The following is a 17,117-nucleotide window of genomic DNA, read 5'->3' as shown; positions in this document are numbered from 1 at the left end:
CAGGCATGGAATCAGCCCGTACCGACCGAATAGCACGCCGCGGTGGCGTTAAGAATATGACGCAGGCCGCGGCACCGCCGCGTTCGCCGTGCTCGCATCGCTATGTTAAGAGACGCCGGCACGCCCGATCGCGCATGCCACAACACAAGAAAGTTTCGGAAACCGCCCATGACCGCACCTTACGTCCCGCAAATGGCCCTTTACCGGCAATGGCTGCAGCAGACCCGCGGGCTCGAGTTTGCGGATTTCGAGGCGATGCGGCGCTGGTCGGTCACCGATATCGACGGTTTCTGGCAGAGCGTCTGGGATTATTTCGACCTGCGCTCGCCGACGGCGCATTCCGCGGTGCTGGGCGAGCGCAAGATGCCGGGCGCGGTGTGGTTTCCCGGCGCTTCGGTGAATTATGCCCGCCAGGTCTTCCGCCACGTCGAGCCGGCCCATGCCGCGGGGCTCCCGGCCCTGATCTCGAGCGGCGAGGACGGCAAGCTCACGGAGACCAGCTGGCCCGAGCTCAAGCGCAAATCGGCGGCGCTGGCGCTGCATCTGAAGGCCAACGGGATCCGCGCCGGCGACCGGGTCGCGGCGTACCTGCCGAACATCCCGGAGACGATCATCGCCTTCCTCGCGACCGCGAGTCTGGGTGCGATCTGGAGCGTCTGCGCGCCCGACATGGCGGCGCCCGCGGTGATCGACCGCTTCAAGCAGATCGAGCCGAAGGTACTGATCGCCTGCGACGCCGTGATCTATGCCGGCCGGCGCCATGACCGGCAAAGCGTGATCGAGGAGCTGCGGCGCGCGCTGCCGACCGTGCAGCATGTCATCCTGCACAGCGACGACGCTGCACCGTCGGAGACACGATTGTCGTCCATCCTTGCCGGCCGGGGCGCTGAGATCGATGCCTTCGAGCCGGAATGGCTGCCGTTCGATCATCCGCTCTGGATCGTGTATTCCTCTGGCACGACAGGATTGCCGAAGCCGATCCTGCACAGCCATGGCGGCATCATCGTGGTGGCGCTGCCGCTGTCGACGCTGCACAACGACGTCGGGTGCAGCTACCATCCGAACTCGTTCGGCGAACGCTTCCACTGGTACTCGTCGACCGGCTGGATCATGTGGAATTGCCAGGCCAACGGCCTGCTCAACGGCACTACCTGCTGCATCTTCGACGGCAGCCCCGGGGGCACCAAGGACAAGCCGGACTGGACCACGCTGTGGCGCTTCGTCGCCGACGCCAAGGCGACCTTCTTCGGTGCGGGCGCGGCGTTCTTCGCCAATTGCACCAAGGCGGAGATCGACCTTGCCACTGTCGGCGACCTCTCGAGCCTGCGCGCGCTCGGCTCGACCGGCTCGCCGCTCTCAGCTGACACCCAAGCCTGGTTCAACGAACGCTTCGCCGCGCTGTCGAAGCGCAACGGCAATGCCGCGCAGGCCGAGATGTGGTGGGCCAATATTTCCGGCGGCACCGATTTCGCCGGCGCTTTCATCGGCGGCAATCGCGAATTGCCGCAGATGCCGGGCATCATGCAATGCCGCCTGCTCGGCTGCGCGGTGGAAGCGTTCGACGAGCAGGGCCGCGCCGTGGTCGACGAGGTCGGCGAGCTGGTCTGCACCGAGCCGCTGCCGTCGATGCCGCTGCGGTTCTGGAACGATCCCGGCAATGCGCGCTATCTGTCGAGCTATTTCGAGACCTACCCCGACAATTTCGACGGCTCAGGCCGCGGCCCGGTCTGGCGGCACGGCGACTGGCTGAAAATCAATCCCGACGGCTCCTGCGTGATCTACGGTCGCAGCGATGCCACCATCAACCGCCATGGCTTGCGGATGGGCACCAGCGAGCTCTATTCGGCGATCGAAGCGCTGCCGGAGGTGCTGGATTCGCTGGTCGTCGACCTCGAATATCTCGGCCGCGACAGCTATATGCCGCTGTTCGTGGTGCTGCGCGACGGCGTTGAGCTCGATGCCGCGATGAAGGCGAAGATCAACAAGGCGGTGGAAGCCGGGCTGTCGCGCCGCTTCCTGCCCAACGACATCTTCGCGGTGGCGGAAATTCCGCGCACGCTGTCCGGCAAGAAGCAGGAGCTGCCGATCAAGAAACTCTTGCTCGGGCATCCGGTCGAGAAGGTGATCAACCGCGACGCGATGGCCAACCCCGGATGCCTCGACTGGTATCTCGACTTCGCAAAAACCTATCTCAGCAAGCAGGCCGGCGTGGCGTAATGCCGGCGCAGGCCAAACGTGTTCAGGATCTGACGACATGCCATCACCCAGCTATATCGACCCGCTCAACGGCAAGCTCTACCCGCTGGACGTGCCGCGCTGGTGCTCCGACGAGGGCAAGCCGTTGCTGATAACACCGCTGCCCGGCATCTCCCGCGACGAGATCGAGCGCGGGACGCGGTCGCTGTGGCGCTACCGCGCGGCGCTGCCGGTCGAGATCAGGCAGCCGATCACGATGGGCGAAGGCTGCACCCCGGCAGTCGAGAAGCAATGGGACGATCTGCGGCCGCATTTCAAGCTCGAATGGTTCAACCCGACCGCAAGCTTCAAGGATCGCGGCACCACGGTGATGCTGTCGGTGCTGCGCCAGCTCGGCGTCGATGCCGTGCTGGAGGATAGTTCCGGCAATGGCGGTGCGTCCGTCTCGGCCTATGGCGCGGCAGGCGGCATGCGGGTCCGGATCCTGGCTCCGGCCACGACGTCGCCGATGAAGGTCGCGCAGATGCACGCCTTCGGCGCCGAGGTGCAGCTGGTCGAAGGCCCGCGCGAGGAATCGGAAGCCGAAGCGATCCGGCAATCGAAGCAGATCTTCTACTCCAGCCACAACTGGCAGCCGTTCTTCCTGCAAGGCACCAAGTCGCTGGCCTACGAGATCTGGGAAGATTTTGGCTTCACCGCGCCCGACAATGTCATCATGCCGGTCGGCGCCGGCAGCAGCCTGCTCGGCTGCTATATCGGCTTCAAGGAATTGCTGACGGCCGGGCAGATCAAGAAGCTGCCGCGGCTGTTCGCTTCACAGCCACTGAATTGCTCGCCGGTCGATGCCAGCTTCGCCGCCGGCGTCGACACGCCGGTCGATCGCGCAGTCCACAAGACCATCGCCGAGGGCACCGCGATCAAGCATCCGCTGCGGCTGAAGCAGATGATCGCGGCGCTGCAGGAGAGCGGCGGCGGCACCGTCGCTATCCCCGAAGACGGCATCGTCGCCGCATTGAAGCGGCTGGCCTTGACCGGCCTATTCGTCGAGCCGACCTCGGCCACCGCCGCCGCCGCGCTCGACGTGCTGAAGGCGCGCGGCGCGATCCAGCCGGCGGAGCGCACCGTCGTCATCATCAGCGGCACCGGGATCAAGGCGGCCGGGCTGATCACGGAGCTGCTGGGCAGCTAGCTGCAATCGCCGGCAGCATCATCCTGCTGCAACGACTGCGCGCGCCGGCGTCGCGCGTGCCCGCCCGACATTGTCGAGGAACTGCCGTTGGCTGCAAGCGAAACGGCAGCATCCTCACGCGCCCTCCTCCACCGGCACGCGTGAGAGGAACGCGAGCGGCTTAACGAGGAGCCGCGGCGCGAGCAAGCGCCTGTAGAGGCGGAATCCGAATAGGAGCCCGACCTCCACGGCGATCAGGATGACGACGACCCAGAAGCCGAAGCTGACCGGATCACGGCCGCTGCCGCGCAGCGCATAGCCCAGAGTGAGGAACGGCATGTTCCAGATCACCGTGCCGATCGCCGTCGCCAGCACGAAGGCGCGCGGCTCCAGCCGCAGCACGCCGGCGGGCAGCGCCAGATAGATCCGCACGCTGGGCAAGGTCTGACCGATCAGCGTCACCCAGAAATGATTGCCGCGACAGGCGTCGGTGAGCTGCCGGTAGAGCGACGGCCGCAGCAGCACGAACTTGCCAAAGCGTGTCACTAAGCCATCGATGCGCCGCGGGCCGAGCGCGCGGCCGAGCCCCTACCAGCCGATCGCGCCGACGACGGACCCGGCGCTGGTCGCGAGCGGATCCTGGAGCCGTTCCGCCGGCTGCATCCGGGTGGGCGCGGCGCCGGCCTCGGCCTCGATCTGGTGCAAACCATCATGCGGCTGCACGGCGGCCGCATCGAGGCCGATCAGGCGCCGTCCGGCGGCGCCTGCATGCGCATGGTATTCGCCGAGGTTCAGCAGGGCCGTTGATCGGCCAAAGGCCGATCTGGCGCGGGCGGGACTAACCCGCCTTGCGCAGCTTCAGCGATTCGTAGAACGCCGTCTCCAAACTCATGTAGCCCACGAACGACGTCGGATCACCAAACGGCAGGATCTGCGTCGCCCAGAAGCCGCCGAAACCGTTCTGCCGATCGATCCAGTAGAACAGGTTGGCGAGGCCGGCCCAACCGAGCGCGCCGGCGGGACGGCCGGTGGGAGCCTGCTCGTCATTGATCATGAAGCTCAGCGCCCAGGATTTCGACTGGCCGGGGAAGAATTCGGCATCGTTGGCGAGCGAGGTGATCACGCCCGTGATCGCGGTGACCTTATTGTTGCCGAGATGGTTCTTCTCGGCCATCCGTACCGTCTCGGCCTTGAGGACGCGTCCGTGCTCGCCGGCGCCGTCATTGAGCCACATCCGGATGAATCGCATGTAGTCGCCGATCGTGCCGTACAGCCCATGGCCGCCCATGTGGATTTCCGGATTGGCCGGCAGCTCGAAATCCATCGGCGTGAGCGAGCCGTCGGCATTGCGGGCGTGAATGCCGGCGAGCTTGCGGCGCATCGCGTCGGTGAGCTCGAATGTCGTGTCGTGGATTCCGAGCGGCTCGAAGATCCGCGCCTTGAAGACCTCGCCGAGCCGCCTGCCGGCAATGGCCTCGACGATCTGGCCGCACCAATCCATGTTGGTACCGTATTCCCACCGCTCGCCCGGATCGAACAGCAGCGGGGTCATCAGCGCGGCCTTGGATGCCGTGATGACGCTCGGCTGCCCCCTTTCCTGCGCGAGCCGGTTGTAGGTGCGATTGATGAAGTCATAGCTCAGGCCGGCGCTATGAACCATCAGCATACGGGTCGTGATGTCGCGCTTCGGTGCTCGCAGCCGCGGCTCGCCCTTGTCGTCAAAGCCCTCGATCACCTGAAGCTTGCCGATGTCGGGCGCATAGGTCATGGCTGGCGCATCGAGATCAAGCTTGCCCTCCTCGACGAGCTGCAGAACGGCAGTGCCCGTGATCGCCTTGGTTGTCGAGAAGATCGCGAACACGCTGTCGGTCGTCATGTCCGCCGGCCGGTCGAGGCGGCGCTTGCCGGCGGCGCCTTCATAGATGTTGCGATGGCGGTCGGTCACCATCGCGACGACGCCAGGGACGCGTGGATTGGAAGTCACGACGCCGTCCAGGATTGCATCCGCGGCTGCACTGAAATTCGTGCTCATTGTCATCCTCCTGTGCTCTGTTGTTGACCTGCGTAGCGCTACTGCATCGCGAAGCCGGGATAGCCGCTCGCGGCGACCTCGTCGCATTTCTGGCGATAAGTGCCGACACCACCGCAATAGGACAGCACCCGGCGCGGCTTGCCCTCGACATTCGAACCCAGGTACCAGGAGTTGGTCTTGGCGATTAGTGTCGCGTTGGCGATCTCATCGTGATGCGCCACCCATTGATCCTCGGCATCCCTGGACGGTTCGATCACGCTTAGATCCTTGCCGCGCATGTACTTGATGCAATCGTCGATCCACTCGACCTGCTGCTGCAGGCAGGTGGTCATGTTGCAAAGCGCGGCGGAAGGAGCGAGTGGCACCGCTGTCGTGAACAGGTTCGGATAGCCGTGAACCTGCAAGCCCATGGTGGTGCGGATATCCCGACCCCAATCCTCCTTCAACGAGCGGCCGTCGCGGCCGCGGATATCGATCCGGGTCAATGCGCCGGTGCCAGCGTCGAACCCGGTCGCGAGGATGATGACGTCGAACGCGTGCACCGTGCCGTCGGTGGTCTGGATGCCCTCGGGCGTAATGCGTACGATCGGATTGTTCTTGACGCTGACGATCTCGACATTGGGGCGATGGAACGCCTCAAGGAAATTGCTCTCGAGCGGCACCCGGTGCGTGCCGAAGCCGTAATCGGACGGAATCAGTTGCTCGCACAATTTGGGGTCCTTGATCCGCTCTCGCATCTTCTCGCGCACGAATTCGGTGATCTCGGCGTTGACGGCTTCATCGAAGAACAGTTCGGCAAAGGACGAGACCCACAATTTGAGCGATCCATCGTTCCAACAGTCCTCGACCACTTGGCGGCGCTGCTGCGGCGTCAGATCGGCCCAGGCGTGCTCGAAGTCGAACTCGAAGCCGGTGAACGTCTTCGGCAGCCGTTCGGTGAGGAATTTGAACTTCGACTTGTAGGCCTCGGCATCCGATGCATCCCATTTCGGGTTCTTCATCGGGATGATGTATTGCGGGGTGCGGATGAACACCTTGAGATGACCGACCTCGCCGGCGATCGACTGGATCACCTGGATCCCGGTGGCACCGTTGCCGACCACGCCAACGCGCTTGCCGGCGAGTTCAATCGGGCCCTTCGGCCAGCGCGCAGTATGGAACAGCTTGCCCTTGAATGTCTCTTGTCCCGGGAAGGACACGTGCGGGGCCGACAGCATGCCGCAGCAGGTGACCAGGAACTGGGTGTCGATCACCTCGCCCTTATCCGTCGTGACCAGCCAGCGCTGCGTCGCCTCATTGAAATGCGCGCTCTTCACTGTGGTCTCGAACTGGATGTCCTTCTTGAGGTCGAGGCGGTCGGCGACGTAGTTCAGCCAGCGCTCGATTTCCGGCTGCCCCGGAAAGCGCTCGCTCCAGCTCCAGCCTTTGTAGAGATCCTCGGAGAACAGATATTGATAGGTGTGGCCTTCGGAGTCGAAGCGCGCACCGGGGTAGCGATTCCAATACCAGGTGCCGCCGACGCTTGATCCTGCGTCAATAGACCTGACGTTCAGGCCCTGCTCGCGCAGGCGGAACAATTGATAGAGGCCGGCAACGCCGGCCCCGATCACCACGGCGTCGAATTTGGCTGTCGCATGCGCGCCATTGCGTCCATTGGACCTGGTTGCGGTCGCAGTCATAGTCTCCTCCTGTGTTTGTTTCTCGCGCGCCCTTTGCCATCCGATGTCGCGGATGACGGTGCGTTGCACCAATTTGGGCCCCGACGGCATGGGCTGGGCTGCCGGGATGCGGAGGAGGCTATGGCGCTTGCGATCGCAGGACTTGGATGAAATCGACAATCTATGGAACGCGGTCGTGCAATCGCAGATCGGCCATTGGTCTCCTTGGCAAACGGCGAAAGCGGCCTATTCTGCCATCCGGCCAAGAAGAAGCGGTCCACCGCCGATGGTTTCCAGGGAGGAGGCTCGCGCGATGAGCCAGTTGATCACGGTCGAGGAACTGCCGCGCTACGCTCCCGGTGAGCTGAAGCTCGATAGTTCGCCGGTTGGCCGCAACGATTTCCGGCTGCGGATCTTCCGCTATGCGCCGTCAGACATCTGGGTCCCGCCGTCAGAGAACTTCCTCCTCGTGCTGTATCGCGACGGCGCGACATCGATGAACCGGCGGGTCAGCGGCGCGTGGAAGCAGGATCACGTCGGTCACGGCGTCACATCGCTTTTGACGCGCGCAGAACCATCGAGCTGGCACTGGAAGAACGACATCGAGGTCAGCCATTTCTACATTTCGCCAACGCTGATGGCGAAGACCGCGAGCGATGCGTTCGACCGCGACGCCGAGGCGGTGGAACTTCACGATCTGCTTAAGGTCGAAGACCCGATGCTGACCTGGATCAACGATCAGATGATCCAGGAGGTCGCCGCGGGCGGTCCCGGCGGACGCCTCTGCTATGACGCGCTGGCGCTGCAGGCCAGCGTGCACATCCTGCGCAAATACGCCGCAATCGAATTCAAGATGCCCTGCGCGCAGGGACGGTTCAGGCCGGCGCATGCTCGGCTGATCGAGGACTATGTCGAGCAAAACATCTCTCGCAACATCACGCTCGAAGAGCTCGCGAACATCTGCAATTGCACGCCGGTGCAGTTCGCCCGCAAGTTCCGCGTCCATTACGGCATGCGGCCGCATGCTTACGTCCTGCGCCGCAAGGTCGAGCACGCATGCCAGCATCTGCGCAGGGATCGCGTGGCGCTGAAGGAGATCGCGCTGCTCGCGGGCTTCGCCGATCAGAGCCACCTCAACCGCGTGTTCCGGCAGCACATGAACGTGACACCGGCGGAGTACCGGCGGCAGGTCTGCGAGACGACATTCGAGTCGTGAAATTCGACCGAGTGCTGCCGGCGACCATCGACGGCATTACACCGGCGGCGGATTCAGCCGCGCGAAGCCTTCCTGGATGCGGTAGGGGTAATATGGATAGGCCGGCATCACCGCACTTGCCTTGTCGAGGCGCGCGATCTGGTCCGGCGCGAACGACCATCCGACCGCGCCGAGATTGTCGCGCAGCTGCGCCTCGTCGCGCGCCCCGATGATGACGGATGAAACGCTGGGACGCGTGAGCAGCCAGCGAAGCGCGACTTGCGGCACGCTGCGGCCGGTCTCGGCGGCGACCATGTCCAGCGCATCGACGATCGCGTAGAGCTTCTCGTCATCGACCGCCGGTCCGAATTGTGCCGTCTCATGCAAACGGCTGTTCGCCGGCAATGGCTGGCCGCGCCGGATCCTGCCGGTGAGCCGGCCCCAGCCGAGCGGACTCCAGACCAGCGCCCCGACGCCCTGATCGAGCGCGAGCGGCATCAGCTCGGATTCATAGTCGCGGCCGACCAGCGAATAATAGACCTGGTGCGCGACATAGCGCGGCCAGCCGCGCCGCTCCGCGATGGCGAGCGACTTCATCAAATGCCAGCCGGAGAAATTCGAGGCGCCGACATAGCGCAGCTTGCCGGCGCGCACCAGCATATCGAGCGTCGACAGCACCTCGTCGACCGGCGTGAAGGCATCGAAGGCATGAAGCTGCAGCAGGTCGATATAGTCGGTACCGAGCCGGCTCAGCGCGGCGTCGACCGCCGCGACCAGGCGATATCGCGACGTGCCGGCATCGAGCGGGCCGTCGCCCATCGGCAGGCCGGTCTTGGTCGAGACCAACACTTTGTCGCGGCGGCCCTTGATCGCGGCACCGAGGATTTCTTCCGACGCGCCATTCGAATAGACATCGGCGGTGTCGAACAGATTGACGCCGGCCTCGAGGCAGATGTCGATCAGCCGCCGCGCCTCGCTGGCGTCGCTGCGGCCCCAGGCCGAAAACAAGGGTCCCTGGCCGCCGAAGGTGCCGGTGCCGAAGCTGAGCACCGGCACTTTGAGGCCGGATGCGCCGAGATTGCGGTATTCCATGGTCATACTCCTTGTGATGCCGTTCACTCGGCCGGGCACTGCGTGGCCAGCACGACCGGCCGGTCGAGGCGCAGGCTCCACAGCGCGAGCAGCAGTCCGATCGCTGTGATGATCGCGGCGACCAGCGGCAGCGCGCCGAGGCCAAGCCCGCGATCGATGGCGACGCCGCCGGCCCAGGCGCCGAGCGCGTTGCCGAGATTGAAGGCTGCGATGTTCAGGCTCGAAGCCAGCGTCCGCCCTTCCACGCCGGCGGATTCGAGCACGCGCAGCTGCAACGGCGCGACGGTCGCAAACGACGCGATGCCGAGCACGAACAGCAACGCCACTGCCAATGCCTTGATCGAGACCACCGCCGCCAGCACGACGAGGACGGCGGCGAGACCGCCGAGCGACACCAGCAGTGCCCGCGCGAGTCCCTTGTCGGCCAACCGCCCGCCCGCGACATTGCCGATCGCAAGGCCGGCGCCGAACACCAGGAGGATCGGCGACACCGCGGCGTCGGAAAACCCGGTGAGCCGGGTCAAGATCGGCTGCACATAGGTGAACACCGCGAACAGCCCGCCGAAGCCGAACACTGTCATGGCAAGCCCGAGCAGCACCTGCGGGCGGCCGAGCACGGCGAGCTCCTCGCGCAGCGGCGCCGGCTTGTCGTTGGCGCCGACATGACCGGGGACCAGCACCGCCAGCACGATGAACGCGATCACGCCGATCGCCGCCACCGCCCAGAACGCCGCGCGCCAGCCCAGCATCAGGCCGAACCAGGCGCCGAAGGGAACGCCGAGCAGGGTCGCGACCGTGAGGCCGATGAACATCGTTGAGATTGCCGACGCGCGCTTGTCCTCCGGGACGAGGCTGGTCGCGACCACCGAGCCGACACCGAAGAAGGTGCCGTGCGCCAGCGAGGTGAGAATGCGCGCCGCCATCAACAGTTCGTAGTTCGGCGCCAGCGCGCAGGCGGCATTGCCGAGCGTGAAGATCGCCATCAGCGCCAGCAGCACCGCCTTGCGCGGCATCCGCCGCGTCCCGAGCGTCAGGATCGGCGCGCCGACGAACACGCCGAGCGCATAACCGGAGATCAGCAGGCCGGCCGCGGAGACCGACACATGCATGTCGGCGGCGACCTGCAGCAACAACCCCATGATGAGGAATTCGGTGGTGCCGATGCCAAAGGCACCGGCGGTCAAGGCAAGGACTGCGAGAGGCATGTGTCGCTCCGGAGGGTGAGGATTCCGCGATGCGAGATAGCGGTCCGGGCGAGGAAGGATTAGAATGGCCGCAATCCAATCATTTGTGATTTGAATTCAAGATGTCCCGCACCGACACCAACCGCTCCGGCGAAATGGACGTGTTCGTCCGCGTCGTCGATCTCGGCGGCTTCACCGCGGCCGCGAACAGCCTGCGCCTGACGCCGTCGGGCGTCAGCAAGCTGGTCTCCCGGCTCGAGACCCGGCTCGGCACGCGGCTGGTCAACCGCACCACGCGCAAGCTGCAACTGACAGAGGAAGGCCAAGCCTTCTACCAGCGCGCCCAGCGCATCCTCGCCGACATCGACGAGGCCGAGCGCGAGGCCGCCTCCTGCGTGCCGCGCGGCCATCTCACGGTGAACAGCAACATCCCGTTCGGCATGCTGCACGTGATGCCGCTGCTGCCGCGCTTCATGCGCGAGCATCCCGACATCACCCTCGACCTCGTGCTGACCGATACGCTGGTCGATCTGATGCAGGCGCGCGCCGACGTCGCGATCCGCGCCGGCCCGCTAGGTGCCTCGCGACTGATCGCGCGCAAGCTCGGCACCAGCCGGATGGCGGTGGTCGCCGCGCCCTCCTATCTCGCCCGCTACGGCACGCCGAAGACCCCGGCCGACCTCGCCACCCATCGCCGCATCGGCTGGACCTTTCCGCGCAGCATCCGCGGCTGGCCGTTCCGCCGCGCCGAAAAGATCGAGGAAGCGTTGCCGCCGCCGGTCGCCCGCGCCAGCGACGGCGAGGCCGCGCGCCAGCTCACGCTCGGCGGCATCGGCGTCGCCCGGCTGGCACTGTTCCACATCGGCCCCGACATCGAGGCCGGGCGGTTGGTGCCGGTGCTGCAAAATCTCAATCCCGGTGACCGCGAGGACATCCACGCGGTCTATGTCGGCCACGCCGGCCCGTTGCCGGCACGGGTGCGGGCCTTCATCGACTTTCTCGCCGGCAATATCCGGATCGGCGATCCGGCGATCCGGCGCGGCGCGGATGGCAAATGGAAGATCGTGGGTGACAAGTGAGCATGCGATGACGAACGAAACGCCGGCCTTGCAGACGGTCACCGAGTCGATCCGCATTGCCGCGCGGCCGGAACAGGTGTGGGACGCGATCATGGCTGCCAATGCGGGCGAGACATGGCGCAATGCGCATTTCGAGACCGATTGGCGGATCGGCGCGCCGATCGAGATCGAGGCGGAGATCGGCGCCAAGCGCTATCGCGACAAGGGACGCGTGCTCGATGTCGAGCCGCCGATGCGGCTCGCATACACCTATTGGTCGCGGGTCTCCGCCCTGCCGGATGTTCCGCAATCCCATGCGACGATCACGATGACACTCGCAGCCGACGGCAATGAGACATTGCTGACCGTTACCCAGCAGGTGCCGCCGTCGCCGGTTCGGCGCGGGGACGGATGGGAAATCGGGCCTGAGTCCGGCGCGAAACATGTCGCGTTCTACTGGCGCATGACACTGCCGCGGTTGAAGCAAGCCGTCGAGCAAGGACACCAGGCACAAGCTTAGTCCCGAACGGATCTAGATCCGCTTCAGCAAGAAGAGTTGCGTGACATAGGGAAACACCACCTCGTCGACATCGCCGAGACCCGCCTCGTGCAGGATATTGTCGGTCTTCTTGCGAAGGGCCGCCTTCTCCGCATCGGCAAGGTTGGCGACATAGCTCGTCGATGCAACGCGCTCGAAGACATCCTGGCGCGCCATCCGGTGCGGATGGTCCTGCACGATCTCCCGCTCGAGCACGAAGCGGGGGTCGTTCAGGATCCAGCGCCAGCGTCCCGACCGTTGCCGGGGCGTGTCACCGGCGTAGCCTTCAATCATGACAGACAACGCGTTCACCCACGGCGCGCGGTCATCCCTGTTGTTCCAGACCAGCGCAAGGGTTCCCCCGGGATGCAGCAGCCGCGCGATCTCGGCAACCGACGCCTCATTGTCGAACCAGTGGAACGCCTGGGCGCAGGTGACGAGATCGACGCTGCCGGTGTCGAGATCGATCGCATCGGCACGCGTGTTGATGACTTCGACCCTGGCTTCCCTGGCCAGCTTGGCCGACATCTCCGGCACGGGCTCGACCGCGATCAGGCGCGCAGTGGTGGGCAAGCGCTGCAGCAGCAGGCGGGTGAACTTGCCGGTTCCAGCACCGAGATCGACGACACAGCGCGCGGCCGGAAGCGGCAGCGCAGCAACGATCTCGGCAGGGTAGCTGGGTCGGCCGGCCTCGTAGGCGTCGGCCGCGACGCTATAATTCCTGGCCGTAGGATTCAGTGTCATGTTCGCTTCTCCTGCAAGCCGGCTTGCTGTGGTGAACTTGCCCGGCGTTATAGAGCAGCGCCTGCGCTGGACTGGAAGAGCGCGTCGATGCAAAATTTGCCGAAGCTCGTCACCTTTGCGTCAGCACGCGCCTGCCTTAGCAGCTTTATCGAACAGGGCGCCTTCACTTTGAACGATTTTCCTTTGAACTGCGTGGCAACTTTGCACGCGTGTGTTGCATCAACATCGCAGTTCCCAGTTGCAAGTTGCGATTGACTGAACGACAGTTCTCGAGGCGGACGCGGCCTGTTGCGCTTGTGCGGGATAAGCCCGGTCCCGCTTCCGCACCGGGGCGACCATGCAGCGATCGCGGGCAGTTTTCATCACAGCCATCGTCTACGTTTTGATCGGCGCGGTCATCGCGGGTGGTGGCATCTGGCTCGCCGCGTTGGGCGGATCGATCTTCTACATCATTCTCGGCATCGGCATTGTTGCCACCGCCGCGTTGTTGCTGGCGCAGCGCCTTCAGGCGCTGTGGCTGTTTGCGATCGTACTGGTCGCAACGCTGGCATGGGCCGTCTACGAGGTGCGCTTCGACTGGTGGCCACTCGCGGCGCGTGGCGACGTCATCTTCCCGATGGCACTCTGGTTGCTGACGCCGGTGATCGTTCGCGGGCTCTCGCGACACGAGCCGGTGTCCTATGCGCGCGCGACGGCGCCGCTCTGGATCGGCGTCGTGGCGGCAGCCGCCGTGCTCGTCGTCGGATTGCTGTCGAGCTATCACGACATCAACGGCACGATCACTGAGGCCGGCGCGGCCGTGCAGCAAAGCGAAGCCGACCCGCAACCGGATGGCGACTGGCGCGCCTACGGACGCACGCAATTCGGGCAACGTTATTCGCCGCTGAAGCAGATCACGCCTGACAATGTCGGCAAGCTCGAGGTCGCCTGGACCTTCCGCACCGGCGACGTGGCGACCCCGGAGGATTCCGGCGAGACGACCTTCGAGGTCACCCCGATCAAGGTGCGCGACACGCTCTATCTCTGCTCGCAGCACCAGGTGCTGTTCGCGCTCGATGCCAAGACCGGCGCCGAGCGCTGGCGCTACGACCCCAAGCTCGTGCACAACAAGACATTCCAGCACATGACCTGTCGCGGCGTCGCCTATCACGAAACCGCACAGGGTGCCGTCGACTCCGGCGGCAGCACGGCGCCGGCCGAATGCCCACGGCGGATCTTCCTGCCGGTCAATGACGGCCGCATGATCGCGCTCGATGCCGACAGCGGCAAGCTGTGCGATGGCTTCGCCGATCACGGCATCCTCGACCTCCAGCAGGGCATGGGGATCAAGACCGCGGGCTTCTTCGAGCCGACCTCGCCGCCTGTGGTCAGCGACAAGATCCTGGTCGTAGCCGCCGCGGTGATCGACAATTATGCGGTCGAGGTGCCGTCGGGCGTGATCCGCGGCTTCGATGTCTACACCGGCAAGCTGGTCTGGGCCTGGGACTCCGCCGCGGCCGACGAGAATGCGCTGCCGTCGCCGACGCGGCATTACACCAACGGCTCGCCGAACTCCTGGATCACGGCCTCGTTCGATCCGAAACTGAACCTGGTTTACATCCCGACCGGCAACAACGGACCTGATATCTGGGGCGGCAATCGCGATGCGCTGGTCGAGCGCTATTCGAGCTCGATCGTCGCGCTCGACGTCAACACCGGCAAGCGCGCCTGGTCGTATCAGACTGTGCATCACGACCTCTGGGACATGGACGTCCCTTCGCAACCGAGCCTGGTCGATGTGACGACGGCCAAGGGCGTCATTCCCGCGATCATCCAGCCGACCAAGGTCGGCAACATCTTCGTGCTCGACCGCAGGACCGGCGAATTGATCGTGCCGGCGCCGGAACGTCCGGTGCCGCAGGGCCCGGCGCCCGGCGACCGCAGCGCGCCGACGCAGCCGTTCTCCGAACTGACCTTCCGGCCCGAGGCAAAGCTGACCGGTGCCGACATGTGGGGCGGCACGATCTTCGACCAGCTGCTGTGCCGGATCATGTTCCACCGCTTGCGCTACGAGGGCACGTTCACGCCGCCTTCGTTGCAGGGCACGCTGGTGTTCCCGGGTAATCTCGGCATGTTCGAATGGGGCGGCATCGCCATCGATCCGGTCAGGCAGATCGCCATCGCCAACCCGATGTCGCTGCCGTTTGCATCGAGGCTCATTCCGCGCGGCCCGCAAAATCCTCCGGCGCCGACCGCCGAGAAGCCGGTCGGCAGCGAGGTCGGGACGCAGCCGATGTACGGCACGCCGTTCGGGGTGGATATTTCGAGCTTCCTGTCGCCGCTCTCCGTGCCGTGTTACCGGCCGCCATGGGGCTCGATGGCCGCGATCGATCTGAAGACGATGAAGATCGTCTGGCAGCATCCCAACGGCACGATCCGGGACACTACGCCGCTGCCGCTTCCGTTCAAGATGGGCGTGCCGATGCTGGGCGGGCCGATCACCACGGCCGGCGGGGTCGCGTTCTACACCGGGACCTACGAGTACACGATCCGGGCCTACGACGTGCGCGACGGCAGGGTGCTGTGGGAAGATCGCCTGCCCGCCGGCGCGCAATCGACGCCGATGAGCTACGAGGCCGATGGCAAGCAATATGTCGTCACCGCGGCCGGCGGCCACGGCTCGTTCGGCACCAAGCGCGGCGACTACGTCATCGCCTACGCATTGAGGGATTGAACCGATGCGGATAGCGAGCGTCGCATTCCGGATGACGCGGCGATGACGAGACATCGTGCTCGAAATGGGTTCCGCCCTCTCCGCAAGGGTTGGCAAGTCCGGCCAAAGCCGCTAAAGGTCCGCCCCCTTTCACCGCATATTCCGAGCATGACATGTCGAGCGCCCCGCCCGCTGTCTCGATTGGCGTCGATTTTGGCACCAGCAACACCGTGGTCGCGCTGTCCGATGCCGACGGCCGCGTCGAAGCCATCCGGTTCGAGCATGGCGGGCGCACGCATAGCGTCTATGTGTCGGCGCTGTGCTTCTGGGAAGAGCGGCCCGGCGCCGGCCTGCATCCGCGCGCCGAGGGCGGCCCGTGGGCGATCGAGCAGTTCCTCGAAGGGCGCACGATCCATCGCTTCATCCAGTCGTTCAAGACGTTTGCGGCAAGCTCGGCCTTCAACACCACCCAGATTTTCCGGCAGCGCTACAAGTTCGAGGATTTGCTTGCGGCGTTCCTGCGCACGCTGACGCGCCATGCCGGCGACGGGTTCGATTTGGGCGCCCCGACCATCATGGTCGGCCGCCCGGTGAAGTTCGCCGGCGGCAATCCCAATGACGAGCTCGCCATGCAGCGCTACCGCGCCGCATTCGAGCGGCTCGGTGCCGGTCACGCGCGCTATGTCTATGAGCCGGTCGGCGCGGCATTTTCCTTCGCGCGCAGCCTCGACCACGACGCCACCGTGCTGGTCGCCGATTTCGGCGGCGGCACCAGCGACTTCTCCGTGATGCGGTTCTCGCGCAAGGGCGGCGTGTTGCGCGCCGAACCGCTGGGACATTCCGGCATCGGCATCGCCGGCGACACGTTCGATTACCGCATCGTCGACCACATCGTCTCGCGGCGGCTCGGCAAGGGCACCAGCTATCGCTCGTTCGACAAGGTGCTGCCGATCCCCAACCACTATTATTCGAGCCTCGCGCGCTGGCACCAGCTCGCGATGATGCGCGGCAATGGCGATCTGCGCGAATTGCAGCAGCTTGCGCGCACCGCGCTCGATCCGGCGCCGCTGAACGATTTCATCACCATCGTCGACCACGATCTCGGCTTTGCGCTCTACCGCGCGGTGTCCGACACCAAGGTCGCGCTGTCGAGCCACGACCGGGTCGAGTTCCGCTTTGCCCGCGCCGGCATCGATATCGGCGCCACCGTGACCCGCGACGATTTCGAATCCTGGATCGCCGACGACATCGAGCGGCTCGGCGCAACCGTCGACGAGGCGCTGGCGAAATCCGGCATCACTGCGCGCGACGTCGAGAAGGTGTTCTTGACCGGCGGCACCTCGTTCGTGCCGGCGGTGCAGCGCCTGTTCGCCGAGCGCTTCGGCGCGAGCCGGCTGACCTCGGCGGATCAATTCGAATCGATCGCCTATGGTCTCGCTCTGATCGGCCACACCCCCGATCCGGACCGCTGGACCTTCGCCGAAGCGGCGTGACGACAAGCTCGCGCCTTGATCCCGGCTCAATGCGCGATTACATCAATTCAATCATCAATCCCTGAGG

Annotated in this window: 14 protein-coding genes; 8 read left to right on the top strand and 6 right to left on the bottom strand. The window is 65.2% G+C overall.

The annotated features are described in order from the left end of the window. Positions 1 to 102 precede the first annotated feature (102 nt). Both ACVIW0_RS00970 and ACVIW0_RS00965 read left to right on the top strand, forming a co-directional pair. The gene (locus ACVIW0_RS00970; RefSeq protein ID WP_461350611.1) at positions 103 to 2,217 is read left to right on the top strand and encodes an acetoacetate--CoA ligase; all 2,115 of its coding nucleotides are present in this window, start codon (positions 103 to 105) and stop codon (positions 2,215 to 2,217) included. A gap of 37 nt (positions 2,218 to 2,254) precedes the next feature. After that, a complete protein-coding gene (locus ACVIW0_RS00965; RefSeq protein WP_461350610.1) occupies positions 2,255 to 3,385 on the top strand; it encodes a threonine synthase in 1,131 nt (376 codons plus the stop codon). 114 nt (positions 3,386 to 3,499) lie between these two features. On the opposite strand, the gene ACVIW0_RS00960 is transcribed toward ACVIW0_RS00965, so the two are convergent. After that, on the bottom strand, positions 3,500 to 3,910 hold the full coding sequence (locus ACVIW0_RS00960) for a DedA family protein (protein WP_461350609.1): 411 nt from the start codon (positions 3,908 to 3,910) through the stop codon (positions 3,500 to 3,502). Positions 3,911 to 3,916: 6 nt separating this feature from the next. Here ACVIW0_RS00960 and ACVIW0_RS00955 point away from each other — a divergent pair, with 6 nt between their 5' ends. Then, positions 3,917 to 4,171, top strand: coding sequence for an ATP-binding protein (locus ACVIW0_RS00955; RefSeq protein WP_461357209.1), 255 nt, complete (start codon positions 3,917 to 3,919; stop codon positions 4,169 to 4,171). Positions 4,172 to 4,202: 31 nt separating this feature from the next. On the opposite strand, the gene acmB is transcribed toward ACVIW0_RS00955, so the two are convergent. Together acmB and ACVIW0_RS00945 are read right to left on the bottom strand one after the other, a co-directional pair. Beyond that, positions 4,203 to 5,396: a methyl acetate hydrolase AcmB gene (gene acmB, locus ACVIW0_RS00950; protein WP_461350608.1), complete on the bottom strand. Its 1,194-nt coding sequence runs from the start codon at positions 5,394 to 5,396 to the stop codon at positions 4,203 to 4,205. 38 nt (positions 5,397 to 5,434) lie between these two features. Next, positions 5,435 to 7,075, bottom strand: coding sequence for a flavin-containing monooxygenase (locus tag ACVIW0_RS00945; RefSeq protein WP_461350607.1), 1,641 nt, complete (start codon positions 7,073 to 7,075; stop codon positions 5,435 to 5,437). A 292-nt stretch (positions 7,076 to 7,367) separates the two neighbouring features. Here ACVIW0_RS00945 and ACVIW0_RS00940 point away from each other — a divergent pair, with 292 nt between their 5' ends. Beyond that, a complete protein-coding gene (locus ACVIW0_RS00940; protein ID WP_461350606.1) occupies positions 7,368 to 8,270 on the top strand; it encodes a helix-turn-helix domain-containing protein in 903 nt (300 codons plus the stop codon). A 36-nt stretch (positions 8,271 to 8,306) separates the two neighbouring features. Here the strand turns inward: ACVIW0_RS00940 and ACVIW0_RS00935 are convergent, their stop codons facing one another. Together ACVIW0_RS00935 and ACVIW0_RS00930 are read right to left on the bottom strand one after the other, a co-directional pair. Beyond that, positions 8,307 to 9,341 (bottom strand): aldo/keto reductase, encoded by a 1,035-nt coding sequence (locus ACVIW0_RS00935; protein WP_461350605.1) that lies wholly within the window; start codon positions 9,339 to 9,341, stop codon positions 8,307 to 8,309. 23 nt (positions 9,342 to 9,364) lie between these two features. After that, positions 9,365 to 10,546 (bottom strand): MFS transporter, encoded by a 1,182-nt coding sequence (locus tag ACVIW0_RS00930; RefSeq protein WP_461350604.1) that lies wholly within the window; start codon positions 10,544 to 10,546, stop codon positions 9,365 to 9,367. Between the two features lie 101 nt (positions 10,547 to 10,647). On the opposite strand from ACVIW0_RS00930, the gene ACVIW0_RS00925 reads away from it, so the two are divergent. After that, positions 10,648 to 11,604, top strand: a complete 957-nt coding sequence (locus tag ACVIW0_RS00925) for a LysR family transcriptional regulator (protein ID WP_461350603.1) — start codon at positions 10,648 to 10,650, stop codon at positions 11,602 to 11,604. 7 nt (positions 11,605 to 11,611) lie between these two features. After that, positions 11,612 to 12,103, top strand: coding sequence for an SRPBCC domain-containing protein (locus tag ACVIW0_RS00920; RefSeq protein ID WP_461350602.1), 492 nt, complete (start codon positions 11,612 to 11,614; stop codon positions 12,101 to 12,103). A gap of 12 nt (positions 12,104 to 12,115) precedes the next feature. Here ACVIW0_RS00920 and ACVIW0_RS00915 read toward each other — a convergent pair whose 3' ends face one another. Next, positions 12,116 to 12,865: a class I SAM-dependent methyltransferase gene (locus ACVIW0_RS00915; protein ID WP_461350601.1), complete on the bottom strand. Its 750-nt coding sequence runs from the start codon at positions 12,863 to 12,865 to the stop codon at positions 12,116 to 12,118. 337 nt (positions 12,866 to 13,202) lie between these two features. On the opposite strand from ACVIW0_RS00915, the gene ACVIW0_RS00910 reads away from it, so the two are divergent. Beyond that, positions 13,203 to 15,578, top strand: a complete 2,376-nt coding sequence (locus tag ACVIW0_RS00910; RefSeq protein ID WP_461350600.1) for a glucose/quinate/shikimate family membrane-bound PQQ-dependent dehydrogenase — start codon at positions 13,203 to 13,205, stop codon at positions 15,576 to 15,578. Positions 15,579 to 15,730: 152 nt separating this feature from the next. Then, the gene (locus tag ACVIW0_RS00905; RefSeq protein ID WP_461350599.1) at positions 15,731 to 17,050 is read left to right on the top strand and encodes an Hsp70 family protein; all 1,320 of its coding nucleotides are present in this window, start codon (positions 15,731 to 15,733) and stop codon (positions 17,048 to 17,050) included. Positions 17,051 to 17,117: the final 67 nt, after the last annotated feature.

The organism is Bradyrhizobium sp. USDA 4454, from assembly GCF_054822705.1.
Note: the sequence above shows the minus strand (reverse complement) of the source record. Positions and strands in the feature narration are given on the sequence as shown.

Excerpts from the sequence above, each read along its gene's own strand:
- ACVIW0_RS00945 (WP_461350607.1), bottom strand. The coding sequence starts at position 7,075 with ATGACTGCGACCGCAACCAGGTCCAATGGACGCAATGGCGCGCATGCG.
- ACVIW0_RS00905 (WP_461350599.1), top strand. The coding sequence starts at position 15,731 with ATGTCGAGCGCCCCGCCCGCTGTCTCGATTGGCGTCGATTTTGGCACC.
- ACVIW0_RS00930 (WP_461350604.1), bottom strand. The coding sequence starts at position 10,546 with ATGCCTCTCGCAGTCCTTGCCTTGACCGCCGGTGCCTTTGGCATCGGC.
- ACVIW0_RS00935 (WP_461350605.1), bottom strand. The coding sequence starts at position 9,341 with ATGGAATACCGCAATCTCGGCGCATCCGGCCTCAAAGTGCCGGTGCTC.
- acmB (WP_461350608.1), bottom strand. The coding sequence starts at position 5,396 with ATGAGCACGAATTTCAGTGCAGCCGCGGATGCAATCCTGGACGGCGTC.
- ACVIW0_RS00915 (WP_461350601.1), bottom strand. The coding sequence starts at position 12,865 with ATGACACTGAATCCTACGGCCAGGAATTATAGCGTCGCGGCCGACGCC.
- ACVIW0_RS00920 (WP_461350602.1), top strand. The coding sequence starts at position 11,612 with ATGACGAACGAAACGCCGGCCTTGCAGACGGTCACCGAGTCGATCCGC.
- ACVIW0_RS00910 (WP_461350600.1), top strand. The coding sequence starts at position 13,203 with ATGCAGCGATCGCGGGCAGTTTTCATCACAGCCATCGTCTACGTTTTG.
- ACVIW0_RS00940 (WP_461350606.1), top strand. The coding sequence starts at position 7,368 with ATGAGCCAGTTGATCACGGTCGAGGAACTGCCGCGCTACGCTCCCGGT.
- ACVIW0_RS00970 (WP_461350611.1), top strand. The coding sequence starts at position 103 with ATGTTAAGAGACGCCGGCACGCCCGATCGCGCATGCCACAACACAAGA.
- ACVIW0_RS00965 (WP_461350610.1), top strand. The coding sequence starts at position 2,255 with ATGCCATCACCCAGCTATATCGACCCGCTCAACGGCAAGCTCTACCCG.
- ACVIW0_RS00925 (WP_461350603.1), top strand. The coding sequence starts at position 10,648 with ATGTCCCGCACCGACACCAACCGCTCCGGCGAAATGGACGTGTTCGTC.